This window comes from Streptomyces sp. A3M-1-3 (genome assembly GCF_024213665.1).
GTDB lineage: Bacteria > Actinomycetota > Actinomycetes > Streptomycetales > Streptomycetaceae > Streptomyces.
Genome location: NZ_JANAVP010000003.1, coordinates 199248 through 214718, shown reverse-complemented (window position 1 = coordinate 214718; position 15471 = coordinate 199248). Strand labels below are relative to the sequence as shown.

Here is a 15471-nt window from a genome sequence, read left to right as displayed (position 1 = left end):
GCTGGTGCCGTTTACGTACTGATGAGCCTCAGAGGCCGAGCTCGACCTCGAACTCGCCGGCCTCCAGGATCCCCTTGACGGCCGTCAGGTAGCGGGCGGCGTCCGCGCCGTCCACCAGACGGTGGTCGTAGGAGAGGGCCAGGTACGTCATGTCGCGCACGGCGATGGTCTCGCCGAGCTCCGGGTGGTTGATGACCACCGGGCGCTTGACGGTGGCGCCGATGCCCAGGATCGCGACCTGGTTCGGCGGCACGATGACCGTGTCGAAGAGCGCACCGCGCGAGCCGGTGTTGCTGATCGTGAAGGTCGCACCGGACAGCTCGTCCGGGGTGATCTTGTTGCCGCGGACCTTGCCCGCCAGCTCCGCGGTCTTCTTCGAGATACCGGCGAGGTTGAGGTCGCCCGCACTCTTGATGACCGGGGTCATCAGACCCTTCTCGGAGTCCACCGCGATACCGATGTTCTCGGTGTCGAAGTAAGTGATGGTGCCCTCGTCCTCGTTGATCCGGGCGTTGACGACCGGGTAGGCCTTCAGCGCCTGGGCCGCCGCCTTCACGAAGAACGGCATCGGGGAGAGCTTGACACCCTCGCGGGCGGCGAAGGCGTCCTTGGCCCGGGCGCGCAGGCGCATCAGCTTGGTGATGTCCACCTCGACCACGGAGGTCAGCTGGGCCTGCGTGTGCAGCGCCTTCATCATGTTGTCGCCGATGACCTTGCGCATGCGGGTCATCTTGACGGTCTGGCCGCGCAGCGGAGACGCCTCGAGAGCCGGAGCCTTGGCGGCGGCTGCCGGGGCAGCGGCGGCGGGAGCCGGAGCGGCGGCCTTGGCGGCCTCCGCGGCGGCGATGACGTCCTGCTTGCGGATACGGCCACCGACGCCGGTGCCCTTGACCGTGGCCAGGCTGACGCCGCTCTCGGCGGCGAGCTTGCGCACCAGGGGGGTCACGTACGCACCCTCGTCCTCGGCGGCGGCCGGAGCCGGGGCAGCCGGGGCGACGGGCGCGGCCTGGGCAGGCGCGGGCGCGGGCGCCGGGGCGGCGGCCGGAGCCGGAGCGGCGGGGGCAGCAGGCGCCGGCGCGGGGGCCGGAGCCGGGGCAGCGGCCGCGGGGGCCTCGGCGGCCGGAGCCGGAGCAGCAGGCGCGGGAACGGCAGCCGGGGCCGAACCCGCGGCACCGATCACGGCGAGCTTGGCGCCGACCTCGGCGGTCTCGTCCTCGCCGACCACGATCTCCAGCAGCACACCGGAAGCCGGGGCCGGGATCTCGGTGTCGACCTTGTCGGTGGAGACCTCGAGCAGCGGCTCGTCGGCCTCGACGCTCTCGCCGACCTCCTTGAGCCAGCGGGTGACGGTGCCCTCGGTCACGCTCTCACCAAGCGCGGGAAGGAGCACGTCCGTGCCCTCGGCGGCGCCGCCGGCCTGAGCCGGGGCGGCAGCCGGGGCCGGAGCCTCGGCCGCGGGTGCCTCAGCGGCCGGAGCGGCCGGAGCCTCGGCCTGAACGGTCTCGGCCTCGGCAGCGGCCGGGGCGGGGGCAGCGGCTGCGCCGCCGGTGCCGTCGTCGATGACGGCCAGCTCGGCGCCGACCTCAACGGTCTCGTCCTCGGCGACCTTGATGGACGCGAGGATGCCCGCGGCGGGGGCCGGGATCTCGGTGTCGACCTTGTCGGTCGACACCTCGAGCAGCGGCTCGTCGGCCTCGACGCGCTCGCCCTCGGCCTTCAGCCAGCGGGTGACAGTGCCCTCGGTGACGCTCTCACCGAGCGCCGGAAGGGTTACGGAAACCGCCATGGTTTCAGTTGCTCCTTACAAATGTGCGGAAGTGGTCGTCGCGCCCGGGCTTACTAGTCATGGGAGTGCAGGGGCTTGCCGGCCAGGGCCAGGTGGGCCTCGCCGAGCGCCTCGCTCTGGGTCGGGTGCGCGTGGATGAGCTGCGCGACCTCGGCCGGCAGAGCCTCCCAGTTGTAGATGAGCTGAGCCTCGCCGACCTGCTCGCCCATCCGGTCACCGACCATGTGGACGCCGACCACGGCACCGTCCTTGACCTGGACGAGCTTGATCTCGCCCGCGGTCTTGAGGATCTTGCTCTTGCCGTTGCCCGCGAGGTTGTACTTCAGAGCGACGACCTTGTCCGCACCGTAGACCTCCTTGGCCTTGGCCTCGGTGATACCGACGGAGGCGACCTCGGGGTGGCAGTACGTCACGCGCGGCACACCGTCGTAGTCGATCGGCACGGCCTTGAGGCCGGCCAGCCGCTCCGCCACCAGGATCCCCTCGGCGAAGCCGACGTGCGCCAGCTGGAGGGTCGGGACGAGATCACCGACGGCCGAGATGGTCGGCACGTTGGTACGCATGTACTCGTCGACGAGGACGTAGCCGCGGTCCATCGCGACACCCTGCTCCTCGTAACCGAGGCCCTGCGAGACCGGGCCGCGGCCGACGGCGACGAGCAGCACCTCGGCCTCGAAGGTCTTGCCGTCGGCCAGGGTGACCCGCACACCGTTCTCGGTGTACTCGGCCTTCTCGAAGAAGGTGCCGAGGTTGAACTTGATGCCGCGCTTGCGGAACGCGCGCTCCAGGAGCTTGGAGCTGTTCTCGTCCTCGACCGGGACGAGGTGCTTCAGGGCCTCGACGACCGTGACGTCGGTGCCGAAGGACTTCCACGCGGAGGCGAACTCGACGCCGATGACGCCGCCGCCCAGCACGATCGCGGACTGCGGGACGCGGTCCAGGACCAGCGCGTGGTCCGAGGAGATGATGCGGTTGCCGTCGATCTCCAGGCCCGGCAGCGACTTCGGCACGGAGCCGGTCGCCAGCAGGACATGGCGGCCCTGGATGCGCTGGCCGTTCACGTCGACGGAAGTCGGGGAGGAGAGGCGGCCCTCACCCTCGAAGTAGTTCACCTTGCGGGAGGCGACCAGACCCTGCAGGCCCTTGTACAGGCCGGCGATGACGTCGTCCTTGTACTTGTGGACGCCCGCCATGTCGATGCCGTCGAAGCTGGCCTTCACACCGAACTGCTCCGACTCGCGCGCCTGGTCGGCGATCTCGCCGGCGTGCAGCAGAGCCTTGGTGGGGATGCATCCGTTGTGCAGGCAGGTGCCGCCGAGCTTGTTCTTCTCGATCAGGGCGACGTCCAGACCCAGCTGCGCAGCGCGCAGGGCCGCGGCGTAACCGCCGCTACCGCCGCCGAGGATCACTAGGTCGAAAACGGTGCTGGCGTCGTTCGCCACGTCACGTCCTCCATGCATGTGCGCCGGGCGCCGGTCCTCTGTGACCGGGCGGCGGCTGGTGTTCGGCCGCTTTTTCTTCGGCCCTGTGGTGGGGGCCCTGTCCTGCCGAGAACCCATCTTCGCACTTGTTGACGGGAGGCGGGACGCCGGGCCGGGGTGTGAGACGTTGCTTCTGCCGTCTCGGGGTTACCGCTGCGTACGAACGTGCGGATTTCGTCGCCGTGAAGACAGCCGGTGAAGACAGCCCTACGGCCCCGGGCTGCGCGCAGTCCGGGGCCGTAGCGGGAAGAGCGCCGTAGCGGGAAGAGCGGTCTCAGCCCAGGTCACCGGCGGCGGTGCGCTCGGCCAGCCGGACCAGCGTGCGGACCGCGGAGCCGGTGCCGCCCTTGGGGGTGTAGCCGTACGGCGCGCCCTCGTGGAAGGCCGGGCCCGCGATGTCGACGTGCGCCCAGGTGATGCCCTCGCCGACGAACTCCTGCAGGAACAGACCGGCGACCAGGCCGCCGCCCATCCGCTCGCCCATGTTGGCGATGTCGGCGGTCGGGGAGTCCATGCCCTTGCGCAGGTCGGCGGGGAGCGGCATCGGCCAGGATGCCTCGCCGACCTCCTCGGCGATCTCGTGGATCGAGGTACGGAAGGCGTCGTCGTTCGCCATGATGCCGAAGGTGCGGTTGCCCAGCGCCATCACCATCGCGCCGGTCAGGGTCGCCACGTCGACGATCGCGTCCGGCTTCTCCTCCGAGGCCCGGGTCAGCGCGTCGGCCAGCACCAGCCGGCCCTCGGCGTCGGTGTTCAGCACCTCGACGGTCTTGCCGCTGTACATGCGCAGCACGTCACCGGGGCGGGTGGCCGAGCCGGACGGCATGTTCTCGGCGAGCGCGAGCCAGCCGGTGATGTTGACCTCGAGGCCCAGCTTCGCGGCCGAGACGACGGCGGAGAACACCGCGGCCGCGCCGCTCATGTCGCACTTCATCGTCTCGTTGTGGCCGGCCGGCTTCAGCGAGATGCCGCCCGAGTCGTAGGTGATGCCCTTGCCGACGAAGGCGAGCGTCTTGGTCGCCTTGGGGTGGGTGTAGGCGAGCTTCACCAGGCGCGGCGGCGCCTCGGAGCCCTTGCCGACGCCCAGGATGCCGCCGTAGCCGCCCTTGGCGAGCGCCTTCTCGTCCAGCACCTGGACCTTGATGCCGTTCTCCTTGCCGGCCGCGGTGGCGACGGCGGCGAAGGACTCGGGGTTCAGGTCGTTCGGCGGGGTGTTGATCAGGTCACGGGCGATGTTGACCTCGGTGGCGACGACCTGCGCGCGCTCGGCGGCGGCCTTGTGCGCCTTGTCGCGGGGCTTGGCGCCGAGCACGGCGATCTCGCCGAGCGGCAGCTTCGCGCCGCCGTTGTCGTTCTTGCCCTTGCCGGTCTTCTCGCCGCCCTGGTACGCGGTGAAGGCGTACGCGCCGAGCAGCGCACCCTCGGCGATCGCCGTCACGTCGGAGGCGTCCTCGACGGGCAGCGCGAAGCCGGCCTTCTTGGAGCCGGACAGTGCGCGGGCCGCGGAACCCGCGGCGCGGCGCAGCGCGTCCGGGTCGAACGATTCGCCCTTCTCGGGCGCCGAACCGAGCCCGACCGCCAGCACGACCGGGACCTTCAGTCCGGCCGGCGCGGGGAGCTTGGTCACCTCGCCCTCGGCACCGGTGGCGCCGAGGGACTCCAGAACGGCGCCGAGCTTGCCGCCGAACGCCGAGTCCACGGCCTCCGCGCCGGGGGCGACGACAGGGCCCTTCCCGCCCTTCGGGCTCTTGGCGACACCGACGACGAGGGCGTCGGCGCGCAGCGTCGCCGCGCCGGCAGTGCTGAGAGTCAGAGCAGTCACGGTAGTGAGGTCTCGCTTCCGTTTGTGGTGTTGGGGCACCCTCGGCCGAGGGGGTTGGGTCAGCCGTTCCCGGCGCATCGTATTCCGGCCCCGCGCACGCCGGAAATGAGCCTACGCGCCCGGACTCGAGCGTACGACTCTCGGAGGTTTGGCAAGTTGTTCGAGCGCGACGGGATGTGGTTCACCCGTCTGTGGTCTCTGTTCCAGGTTTGCCGCCTACACAATGAGAGGTCCGCCACACTCGAGCCACTCTCGCAAGGGAACGCGGTGTTCCTTTGCATGATTTCCACAGATCCTTCCTGGGGCGTCCATGGAGGTCTGGCAGGGGGGAAGACCACAGATGGTTCAGAGCATCCGTATGAGCAGAGCTGCCGTCGCGTGCGTGGCGGCAGCGTTGGTGTCGGCGGCCCTGCCGGCATCGGCGGCCGCGGCACCACCCGCGCCGCGCATCGACCTCAAGGTACTCGTCGTCGACGACGGCGGCAGCGCGGTCGAGGCCGTGACCGACGAGCTGAAGAACACCGGAGTCCCGTACACCGAGATCGAGTTGGGCGAGTACGGTCGGCCGGTCATCGACAGCGCCTTCCTCAGCGACACCGTGGACGGCCGGCCGCGCGCCAAGTACCAGGGCGTGGTCCTGCCCAACGAGGATCCGTTCGGCGCGGGCTCCGCCGAGATGGCCGCCCTGGTGGCGTACGAGAAGACGTACGGCATCCGCCAGGTCGACGCGTACACCTGGGCGCACCCGGGCGTCGGGCTCGACTACACCGACAGCGGCGGCTACTCCGGGGTCCTGGACGGCGCGGACGCCGCGCTCACCCCGGCCGGCAAGGCCGGGCCGTTCGGCTACCTCGACGGCGGGGTGACCTTCGAGGACAACTCCGGGCTCGTCCCCGAGAGCTACGGTTACATCGCGCGGCCGAGGGAAGGTTTCACCAGCTACCTCGACGCCCCCGTCACCGGCGGCACCGGGCGGGGCAGCCTGCTCGGCGAGTACGCCCACGACGGCCGCCGCGAGCTCGTCGTGACCTTCGGCTACAACCAGCACCAGCGGCAGTTCCGGCTGCTGGCCCGCGGCATCGTCGAATGGCTCACCCAGGGCGTCCACCTCGGACAGAGCCGCAACTACTTCTCCGTACACGTCGACGACGTCTTCGCACCGGACGCTCGCTGGGACAAGCAGCTCAACTGCACGCCCGGCGACTTCGACTGCGGTGACGGCGAGGGTGCGGGTACCACGCCGATCCGGATGACCGCCGCCGACGCGCAGTACGCCGCCCAATGGCAGCGGTCCAGCGGGTTCACCCTCGACATGGTCTACAACGCGGGCTCCGGCGAGGAGTGGAAGGCCGAGCACGGCGGCACCGACGCGCTGACCGCGCAGCTCCTGGCCGACCGGGCGCAGTACCGCTGGATCAACCACACCTACACCCACCCCTTCCTCGGCTGCGTCCAGGACACCTCGACCGTGCCGTGGCAGTGCGCGAAGGACGCGGCGGGCAACACCCGGTGGATGAGCCGCGCCGAGATCTCCGCGCAGATCAAGGACAACCACGACTGGGCCGTCGGCAAGGGCCTCCCGGTCGACCGGACCGAGCTGGTCACCGGCGAGCACTCCGGGCTCAAGACCCTCCCGCAGCAGCCCGTGGACAACCCCAACCTCGGACCGGCGCTGGGCGACAGCAGGGTCAAGTGGACGGCGAGCGACAACTCCCGCGAGCCGCAGCAGCGCGCCGCCGGCAGCGCGCTCACCGTGCCCCGCCACCCCATGAACGTGTACTACAACGTGGGCACCGCCGCCGAGATGACCGACGAGTACAACTGGATCTACGCGAGCAAGGAGGACGGCGGCAGCGGTGTGTGCTCGACCAACCCCGCCTCCACCTGTCTGGACGAACCGCTCGACGAGGCCACCGGCTACGCCACGTACATCGTCCCGCAGGAGGCCCGGATCGCCCTCGGCCACGTCATCGGCAACGACCCGCGCCCGCACTACGTCCACCAGTCCAACCTGGCGGAGGAGCGGATCCTCTACCCCGTCCTTGACAAGGTGCTGGCCGACTACCGCGGGCTGTTCGCCGACAGCGCGCCGGTCGTCAATCCGCGCCAGCGCGAGGCCGGCGCCGAGCTGAACCGCCGCACGGCGTGGAACAAGGCGCTCGCCGACGGCAAGGTGACCGCCTACCGCATCGGCACCACGGTCACCGTCAAGGCGCCGTCCGGGGTCACCGCACCTGTCACCGCGCCCGAGGGGACGAAGAAGCAACTGTTCCTGGGCACCAGCGCGTTCGGCACCGCGTACGCCGGGCAGCGCTCCGCATGGGCCGCGCCCGAACTGTTCCAGTCGGCGGTCACGCTGAAACTGCCCGCCTGACCGCCCGGCCGCCCGACCCGCAAGCCCGGCCGGCCTGACCAGCACAGCCGACCAGCAGAGCCGATCACGTCCTGGGGGGACACCGAATGAGCCATGGGCGTCACGTGACCATGCTCACTGAAGGAACGTATCCGCACGTCCACGGGGGCGTCAGCACCTGGTGCGACCAGCTCGTGCGCGGCATGCCCGAGGTCGACTTCAATGTCGTCGCCCTCACCGGCAGCGGCCGCGAGCCGGTCACCTGGGAACTGCCGCGCAATGTCTACCGGCACACGGCGGTCCCCCTCTGGGGGCCGCCGCCGGCCCGGTCGGCGCGGCGTCCGATGTTCGGGCGCGAACGCCGCCGCTTCATCGATACGTACGAAAGGTTTCTGCTCGCCCTGCTCGACCCGGAGTCGGGCTGCGACTTCTCCTCCGCCCTGTACGCGCTCGCCGAACTGGCCCGCGAGGGGCGGCTGTCGGCGGCGCTGCGCTCGGAGGCCGTACTGCGCTCGCTGATGTGGATCTGGACCATGCCGCATCTGGAGATATCCGCGGCCCGGCCCACCGTCCACGACGCACTCACCGCCACCGACCTGCTGGAACACGCGCTGCGCCCGCTGTCCGTCCGGATCCCCGAGGACAGCGTCGCGCACGCCGTCAGCAGCGGGCTCGCGACCCTGCCGGCGCTCGCCGCGCAACAGCTGGACGGCGTCCCCTTCCTCCTCACCGAGCACGGCATCTACCTGCGCGAGCGCTACCTCGGCTACCGCAGCGAGGCGCAGCGCTGGCCGGTCAAGGCCCTGATGCTGAGCTTCTACCGGGAGCTGAACTCGGAGGGCTACCGGCGGGCCGACCTCATCACCCCCTGCAACCAGTACAACCGGCGCTGGGAGGAGCGGGGCGGCGCCCCCGCGCACAAGATCCGGACCGTCTACAACGGCGTCGACCCGCTCGCGTTCCCGGAGGCGGGCGCCGAGCCGAGTGTCCCGACCCTCAGCTGGGCCGGGCGGATCGACCCGATCAAGGACCTGGAGACGCTCATACGGGCGTACGCGCTGATGCGCGCCGAACTTCCCGAACTGCGGCTGCGCCTGTTCGGCGGGGTCCCGGCGGGCGGCGAGGACTACAGGACCAGGCTGGAGAAACTCGCCGCCGATCTCGGCGTCACCGACGGCATCACGTACGAGGGCCGGGTCTCCGATGTCGCCCGCGCGTACGCGGCGGGGAGCGTGGTGATGCTCTCCAGCATCAGCGAGGGCTTCCCGTTCAGCATCATCGAGGCCATGTCCTGCGGGCGGACCACCGTGTCGACCGACGTGGGAGGCGTACGCGAAGCCGTCGGCGACACCGGACTCGTCGTCCCCCCGAGGGAACCCTCCCTCATGGCACAGGCCACGCTCGCGCTGCTGACCGACGACGAACGACGGGCCAGGCTGGGCCGGCTGTCCCGGCAGCGGGTCGTCGAGCAGTTCACGCTGCGCCGCTCGGTGGACGGCTTCCGGCGGATCTACCGCGAGCTCGCGGGCTATCCGGAGCCCGCGTACGAGCCGGGACTCGAGCCCGCCTACGCCGGCCCGGGCCACGAAGACAGCTCGGAGTGGACCCTGCGGCTCACCGACCCCTGGCACCGCGAACTCGCGTCGGAGGGATCCTCCTGGTGAGCGGCCCGCTCTGGCTCACGCCCGGCGACGAACGGGCCGACACCCTGCCGCGTATCCCCAGGCAACGCCCCAGCTGGGCGGCCGCCGACCCGCTGGAGGAACTCGCCGAGCGCCTCGACGACTTGATCGCCGCCGCCGTGCACCCGGACGAGATCGCCGCGATCCTCGAGTCCGACGGAATGACGGACGACCACATCAGGCTCACCTACGGCCGGGAGGACTCCTTCGCCCTCGCCGAGGAGCTGTACACCCGGGTGCCGCGCCGCTTCCCCGAGCCGCCCGGCCCCGCCCTGGACCCCTGGCACACCAGCTTCCTCGGCTGCCTCCTCCGCGGACTCGTCTTCGCGCTGCCGGGACTGGCGTACGTCCTGGGCGCCCCGCTGCTGGCCGGCCCCCCGGACCGGCTCGGGCTGCCTGCCGGAACGGTCACGCTGCTGGCCGGTGCGCTCGTCGGGTGGGTGTGGAACCAGTCGCTCTCCCACCGGGCGTACTCCTGGCTGGGCCTCGGCGACCGTGAGGCGGCGGGCCGCGCGCTGCTCGCCGGTGCGCCGGCGGGGGCGCTGCTGGGAGCGGCCGTCGCGTTCTCGGTGTCCGGACCCGGCCCGGCGGCGGCGTTCGCGGCGGGCCAGTCGCTGTACCTCGGCGCGGCGACCGTCCTGCTGGTACTGGGCCGGGAACGCGCCCTGCTGTACGCCCTGTTGCCGATGGCGGCGGGCGCCGCCCTCACCACGACCCTCGCCCTCCCCACCGGGGTACGCATCGCGCTCCTGGCGACGTCACTACTGACCACGCTGGCCCTGGCGGCCCACGAACTCCCAGTGCGCGACCTGCTCGCCCGGCTCCGCCGCCGAAGGCAGGCGCCGGCCGCACCGCCCCCGTACAGCCGCGAAGCGGCGGCCCCGCAGTGGGGCCCGCCGGCCCCGGCAGCCCGGGAGCCCTGCGTGCCGCGCCGGGCACGGCCGACGGGCAGCGGAGGGCGCGACGGTTCGCCGGCCGTGCCGGGGCGTTGGGCACGGCACGGCGGTCTGCCCGGAGGGCCCGCGCAGCGGGCTGCGGCCGCCGAAGCCGGAGCCGTGCCCGCGTCCCGGGGCCCCGCCGGGCGGGAGCGCCGCGTACCGCGCTGGGCCCGGCCGGCCGGCGAAACCGGGCTGTGGGCGTGGTGGCGGTCGCGCCAAGGGCGTGGGGCCGGGGCCTGGGCCGGGCCCGGGCGAAGGGCGTGGTTCCGGGGGCGGGTTCTGCGTGGTGGTGTTCGCGCGAGCGGGGCAGCTTCGGCCGCGCGGGTCCGGCCGCCGCGAGAACTCCGGGTGCCGCATTGGGCGCGGCCGGCCGACGGGCCCGTGCGACGACCGGCGGCGCGCGGAGCCGGACCATGGGCGTGGTGGCGTCGGGGCGGCGGTGCGCGCGGAGCCGGAGCCGGGCACTCGGCGTGGTGGCGTGGGGGTGGCGGTGCGCGCGGAGCCGGAGCCGGGCACTCGGCGTGGTGGCGTGGGGGTGGCGGTGCGCGTGGGGTCGCTTCGGCGGTGCGGCCCGCGCCTCGGGTTGCCGCTTCGCTTCCGTACGGGCTCTTCGGACTCGGCACCGGCGTGCTCGTCCTCCACGCCGCGCTCGGCGACGTGCTCGCCGGCGGGCCCGGCGCGGTGGTGGCCGCGCCCTCCGCCGTCGCGCTCACCCTGAGCATGGGCCCCGCCGAGTGGCTGCTGCACCGCTTCCGCAGCGACAGCCTCGCCGGGCTGCGCGCCTCCACCACCCCCGGCGCCTTCTGGCGGGCCACGGCCGGCACTCTCGCCGAGTGCCTGACCGGCTACCTGGTCGTCCTGCTGGCCCTCGGCCTCGCCGGCACCGCGCTCTGGCCGGGCGCGCCCGGCCTCGGCGGGGTGCGGCTCGCCACGCTCCTGCTGCTCGGCGCGGTCATGTGGACCGGGCTGCTCCTGCAGTCCTTCGGCGCGGTGCTCGCCGCGGCCTCGGTCTGCGGAGCAGCCGCCCTCGCCCAGACCGTGGCCCTGCTGACCGGCGCGGGCAGTCCGCAGTCGGTCCAGCTCACCGTGGCGGGATCGGCGGCCGCGATCCTCGCGGTGCTGGTCTGTGTTCTGCTGGGCAGGGCGACCGCCCACCGATAGCGAGGAAGTCCATGCTGCTGGTGCCCCTCTACGAGCACCCCGCCGACCGGCCGGACGCCTGGGAGGCCGTGATCCGGTCCGCCGCCCGGCTGTACGGCGTCGTGCTCAACCCGGCCAACGGCCCCGGCAGCGCGCCCGACCCCGCGTTCGCCACGGTCGCGCAGCGGCTCCGGTCGGCCGGCGTCCGGCTCCTGGGGTACGCCGACACCGACTACGCCCGGCGGCCGCACCCGGCCGTGGTCCAGGACCTGTTGCGCCACCGTGACTGGTACGGCACCGACGGTGTCTTCTTCGACCAGGTCTCCGCGGGACCCGAACTGCTGCCGCACTACGGCCGGCTGTCGGTCGCCGCGCGAGCCGCGGGCGCGGCGACGGTCGTGCTCAACCACGGCGTCCACCCGCACCCCGGCTACCTGGACCTGGCCGACGTACTGGTCACGTTCGAAGGCCCCTGGGACGCGTACGAGCCCGACGTCGTCCCGGAGTGGACGGCCGAGCACCCCTCCGAGCGCTTCTGCCACCTCGTCTACGCGGTGCCGCCGGGCATGCCCGCCGCCGAACTCGCCGCAGAACGCGGCGCCGCCGTGCACTGCGCCGTCCCTGGTGGCGGCGCGCACCCCTGGGGGACCCTCCCGTACGCCCTGGAGGCCGCCGGATGAGACGCGTATGCCTGCTGGTCCTGCTCCTCCTGCTGGCCGGCGCCGGCTGCACGTCCCCCTCCCCGTCCCCGGCGGACGACGCGGCTCCGCCCGCGCGGACCCGCTGGCAGCCGAAGCCCGGTGTCGCCTGGCAGTGGCAGCTCAGCGGGAAGCTGGACACCTCGGTCGACGTCCCCGTCTACAACATCGACGGTTTCGACCACCCCGCCTCCGCCGTCGCCGCCCTGCACCGCAAGGGCCGCAAGGTCATCTGCTATCTCTCCACCGGCGCCTGGGAGGAATTCCGCCCGGACGCCGACGACTTCCCCAAGGACGTGCTGGGGCGGGGCAACGGCTGGGACGGCGAGCGCTGGCTCGACATCCGCCGTACGGACGTCCTCGCGCCCCTGATGGCCGAGCGGATCGAGATGTGCCGCAAGAAGGGCTTCGACGCGGTCGAGCCGGACAACATGGACGGCTACCGCAACCGCACCGGCTTCCCGCTGACCGCCGCCGACCAGCTCCGCTACAACCGGCTGATCGCCCGGCTGGCGCACGAGCGCGGTCTCGCCGTCGGCCTCAAGAACGACCTGGACCAGATCCCGCAGCTCGTACGCTACTTCGACTTCGCGGTCAACGAGCAGTGCGCGCAGTACGGCGAGTGCGCCGAGCTGGCGCCCTTCACCGCCGCTGGGAAGGCGGTCTTCCACGCGGAGTACGAACTCCCGACGGCCCGGTTCTGCCGCGAGGCACGCGGCCTGAAGCTCAGCTCGATCCAGAAGAAGTACGAACTGGGCGCCTGGCGCCGCGCCTGCTGACGTGCTGCGCCCGCCCGTATCTGCCACGGGGTTTAGGCGGATTACCGCCGGGAGCGCATCATGGCGGCGAAGACGGGGGAGTCGGCGAACGGCCGCTGCTCGCCGATCTTCTCGTAGCCCCATCGCTCGTAGAGGGCCTGGACCTTGCCGTCACCGGCCTTCGGGTTCACCAGGAGAGTGACGCGCTCCTCGCTGCGGTCGACGAGCAACTCCTCATGAATCCGGTGGGCGGCGCCGGTGCCGCGCCAGGACTTGCGGACGACGATCTCGTTGAGAGCGAGGGTCCGGCTGCCGGTCTCGTCGGTGTAGCCCTCGGGCAGCGGGGTCGTCATAGCGGTCCACCAGCGGGTGTTGGGGCCGAGTGGCGTGCAGTACGCGAACCCGACCGGTTCGCCCTGGTCGTACCCGACGACGGCCTCCCACCCTGGGGCCGAGCTGTGGACGGTGAGGCGCTCGTCGAACCGCTCGGCCGTGTAGAAGGGGCCGGTGAGCCCGAAGTCCCGGGCACGCACTTCCACGTGGATACCGAGGATCTCCAGACGGACTTCCTCGAAGTCGCGGACGTGCCTGAACTTGATGTCACTAGTCACGCTGCGGTGTGCTCCCTGTCTGTCGAATGTGGTCGGCCCAGTCCTGGGTCTCAGATGCGTCTGGAGCTCTGGTGCTCAGTCGATCGCCGAACGCGTTCAGCAGGCGTCCGGCGCGGCCTTGTCGTGCATCGGCCGGGATGGCCTGCCCGGTGGCCACCGCGTGCCCCAACGCATCCTGACTGAGCTGGGCGTGGGCGAGATACACCAGTGCCAGGGCGCGATTGCGCTTCAGATCAGGGCGGAGGAGAGCGAGGTTGCGGTGAGCGTGTGCTTCAGCTTCCGCCCACCGGCCGAGCGTGAAATTCGAGATCAGCGCGAGGAGTTCCAGTTCTGCCTGGTCGTAGAAGCGCATCCAGGGCGGGCGCGGACCGGACTGATCGGCTCGGTCGAGGGCGTCCTGTGCGCGGCCAATGGAGCGGAGGGCAGCGGTGCGGTCGCGGAGATCAGCCTGGTGGACGGCCGTAGGAAGCACGTGGCCTTCACGGCGGCTCCCGGGCAGCTGGCTACCCTGGCCCTGTACCGCAAGGGCGAGTCCGACCTGGTGCAGCGGGACGGCATGTGGTTCCTGCTCGCCACCTGCGACGTCTCCGAAGCCGCGCTGAACACCGACCCGTCCGACTTCCTCGGCATAGATCTCGGGATCGTGAATATCGCCACCACCTCGGACGGTCAGATCATGGCCGGACGTGACCTCAACCTCATCCGGGTGCGCGAGCGCGGCCTGCGGACCAAGCTGCAGAAGAAGAACACCCCGTCGGCCAAGCGCCGCCTGAAGAAGCGCCGCCGCAAGGAGGCCCGACGGGCCAAGGACATCAACCACAAGATCGCGAAACATGTGGTGGCTGAGGCAGAACGCACCGGTCGCGGCATCGCCCTGGAAGACCTGACGGGCATCCGCGAGCGGGTACGGCTTCGCAAGCCCCAACGGGCCACCCACTCCAGCTGGGCCTTCGCCCAGCTCGGAGCATTCATCGCGTACAAGGCCCGCCGCGCGGGGGTGCCGGTGGTGCACGTAGATCCGGCGTACACCTCCCGCACCTGCGCCGAATGCGGGCACATCGACAGGGCGAATCGGGTCTCACAGGCCCGGTTCGCGTGCCGGAACTGCGGATTCTTTGATCACGCGGACCGGAACGGCTCCCGCAACATCCGCGCGAGAGCGTGGGAGTTGTGGCGACGCGGGGCCCCGTCAACGGCCCCCGCCCCACCCCCGAAACCCGGGGGGCCGGGCTGGACGCAAGCGGCACGTCACCGCCAGTGACGCCCGCTGTGCAAGCCCCGGGACTCTAGTCCCGGGTAGTTGACCAACCGTGTTCCCCGCCTTGAACCAGTCATTCGTACGGAGCCCCGAGCGCCGCGCCAGGTTCGTCAGCCCAGCGTCAGCACGACCAGCGCCGTCGTCGCCGCCGTTTCCGCGAGCGCTCCGAAGACGTCCCCCGTCACCCCGCCGAACCGGCGCACGCAGTGCCGCAGCAGGAGTTGGGCCACACCCAGCGCCGCCAGGGCCGCCAGCGCATGGTGCAGTGCGCCGTACCTGCCGAACAGCGCGCCCGCGCCCGCGCATCCGGCGGCCACGAGCACGGCCGCCAGTAGCGCCGCCCGTACGGACACCACGCCCGCGACCGCCGCGCCCAGGCCCTCCGGGCGGGCCGGCGGGACACCCGCGCGGGAGGCCAGGGTCAGGGCCAGCCGGGCGGCGACGGCCGCGACGACAACGGCCACGGCGCCGCGGGCCCAGCCCCCGGCGTCGTACAGCTGGTACACCGCCGCCACCTGCGCGAGCAGGACGAACAGCAGGACAAGCACGCCGAACGGACCGATGTCGGACTGCTTCATGATGCGCAGCGCGTCGGCCGCCGGCTTCGCGCTGCCCAGGCCGTCCGCGGTGTCGGCCAGCCCGTCCAGATGCAGCCCGCGGGTGAGCGCCGCCGGTACGGCCGCCGTGGCGACCGCGGCGAGGAGGGGGCCCGAGCCGAGCAGCAGCAGTACGCCGCCGAGCCCGGCCGCGCAGAGCCCCACGACGAGCCCCGCGAGCGGGGCGGCCAGCATGCCCGCGCGCGCGGCGGGCCGGTCCCACCGGCCCACCCGGACGGGCAGGGCGGTGAGGGTGCCGAAGGCGAACCGTATGCCGTCGCCGAGCGAGGGCGGCACGGGCGGGGGACTGGTCTCGGTCATCGGGCGCAGGCTATCCCGGCCCGCGCG

General features: G+C 72.1%; 11 protein-coding genes. 6 read left to right on the top strand and 5 right to left on the bottom strand.

Annotation, left to right across the window (positions count from 1 at the left end):
• Positions 1 to 28: 28 nt before the first annotated feature.
• From sucB to NLX86_RS04655, 3 genes are all read right to left on the bottom strand, one after another.
• Positions 29 to 1786: a 2-oxoglutarate dehydrogenase, E2 component, dihydrolipoamide succinyltransferase gene (gene sucB, locus NLX86_RS04665; RefSeq protein WP_254370284.1), complete on the bottom strand. Its 1758-nt coding sequence runs from the start codon at positions 1784 to 1786 to the stop codon at positions 29 to 31.
• Positions 1787 to 1839: 53 nt separating this feature from the next.
• Positions 1840 to 3228, bottom strand: coding sequence for a dihydrolipoyl dehydrogenase (lpdA, locus tag NLX86_RS04660; protein WP_254370283.1), 1389 nt, complete (start codon positions 3226 to 3228; stop codon positions 1840 to 1842).
• Positions 3229 to 3541: 313 nt separating this feature from the next.
• Entirely contained in the window at positions 3542 to 5089 is a 1548-nt protein-coding gene (locus tag NLX86_RS04655) for a leucyl aminopeptidase (RefSeq protein WP_254370282.1), read from the bottom strand.
• A 358-nt stretch (positions 5090 to 5447) separates the two neighbouring features.
• Between NLX86_RS04655 and NLX86_RS04650 the strand changes: the two genes are divergently transcribed.
• The 5 genes from NLX86_RS04650 (at position 5448) to NLX86_RS04630 (ending at position 12679) form a co-directional block, all read left to right on the top strand.
• Positions 5448 to 7463 (top strand): hypothetical protein, encoded by a 2016-nt coding sequence (locus tag NLX86_RS04650; protein WP_254370281.1) that lies wholly within the window; start codon positions 5448 to 5450, stop codon positions 7461 to 7463.
• Positions 7464 to 7549: 86 nt separating this feature from the next.
• Complete coding sequence (pelF, locus tag NLX86_RS04645) at positions 7550 to 9106, top strand: GT4 family glycosyltransferase PelF (protein ID WP_254370280.1); 1557 nt, start codon at positions 7550 to 7552, stop codon at positions 9104 to 9106.
• The gene (locus tag NLX86_RS04640; protein ID WP_254370279.1) at positions 9103 to 11223 is read left to right on the top strand and encodes a hypothetical protein; all 2121 of its coding nucleotides are present in this window, start codon (positions 9103 to 9105) and stop codon (positions 11221 to 11223) included. The genes pelF and NLX86_RS04640 overlap by 4 nt, the downstream gene beginning before the upstream one ends.
• Positions 11224 to 11234: 11 nt before the next feature.
• Positions 11235 to 11882: a spherulation-specific family 4 protein gene (locus NLX86_RS04635; protein ID WP_254370278.1), complete on the top strand. Its 648-nt coding sequence runs from the start codon at positions 11235 to 11237 to the stop codon at positions 11880 to 11882.
• Positions 11879 to 12679: an endo alpha-1,4 polygalactosaminidase gene (locus NLX86_RS04630; protein WP_254370277.1), complete on the top strand. Its 801-nt coding sequence runs from the start codon at positions 11879 to 11881 to the stop codon at positions 12677 to 12679. The genes NLX86_RS04635 and NLX86_RS04630 overlap by 4 nt, the downstream gene beginning before the upstream one ends.
• Positions 12680 to 12720: 41 nt before the next feature.
• Here NLX86_RS04630 and NLX86_RS04625 read toward each other — a convergent pair whose 3' ends face one another.
• Positions 12721 to 13269: a GNAT family N-acetyltransferase gene (locus NLX86_RS04625; RefSeq protein ID WP_254370276.1), complete on the bottom strand. Its 549-nt coding sequence runs from the start codon at positions 13267 to 13269 to the stop codon at positions 12721 to 12723.
• Between the two features lie 160 nt (positions 13270 to 13429).
• On the opposite strand from NLX86_RS04625, the gene NLX86_RS04620 reads away from it, so the two are divergent.
• A complete protein-coding gene (locus NLX86_RS04620) occupies positions 13430 to 14530 on the top strand; it encodes a transposase (protein ID WP_308409541.1) in 1101 nt (366 codons plus the stop codon).
• A 107-nt stretch (positions 14531 to 14637) separates the two neighbouring features.
• On the opposite strand, the gene NLX86_RS04615 is transcribed toward NLX86_RS04620, so the two are convergent.
• Complete coding sequence (locus NLX86_RS04615; protein ID WP_254370275.1) at positions 14638 to 15444, bottom strand: adenosylcobinamide-GDP ribazoletransferase; 807 nt, start codon at positions 15442 to 15444, stop codon at positions 14638 to 14640.
• Between the last annotated feature and the right edge of the window lie 27 nt (positions 15445 to 15471).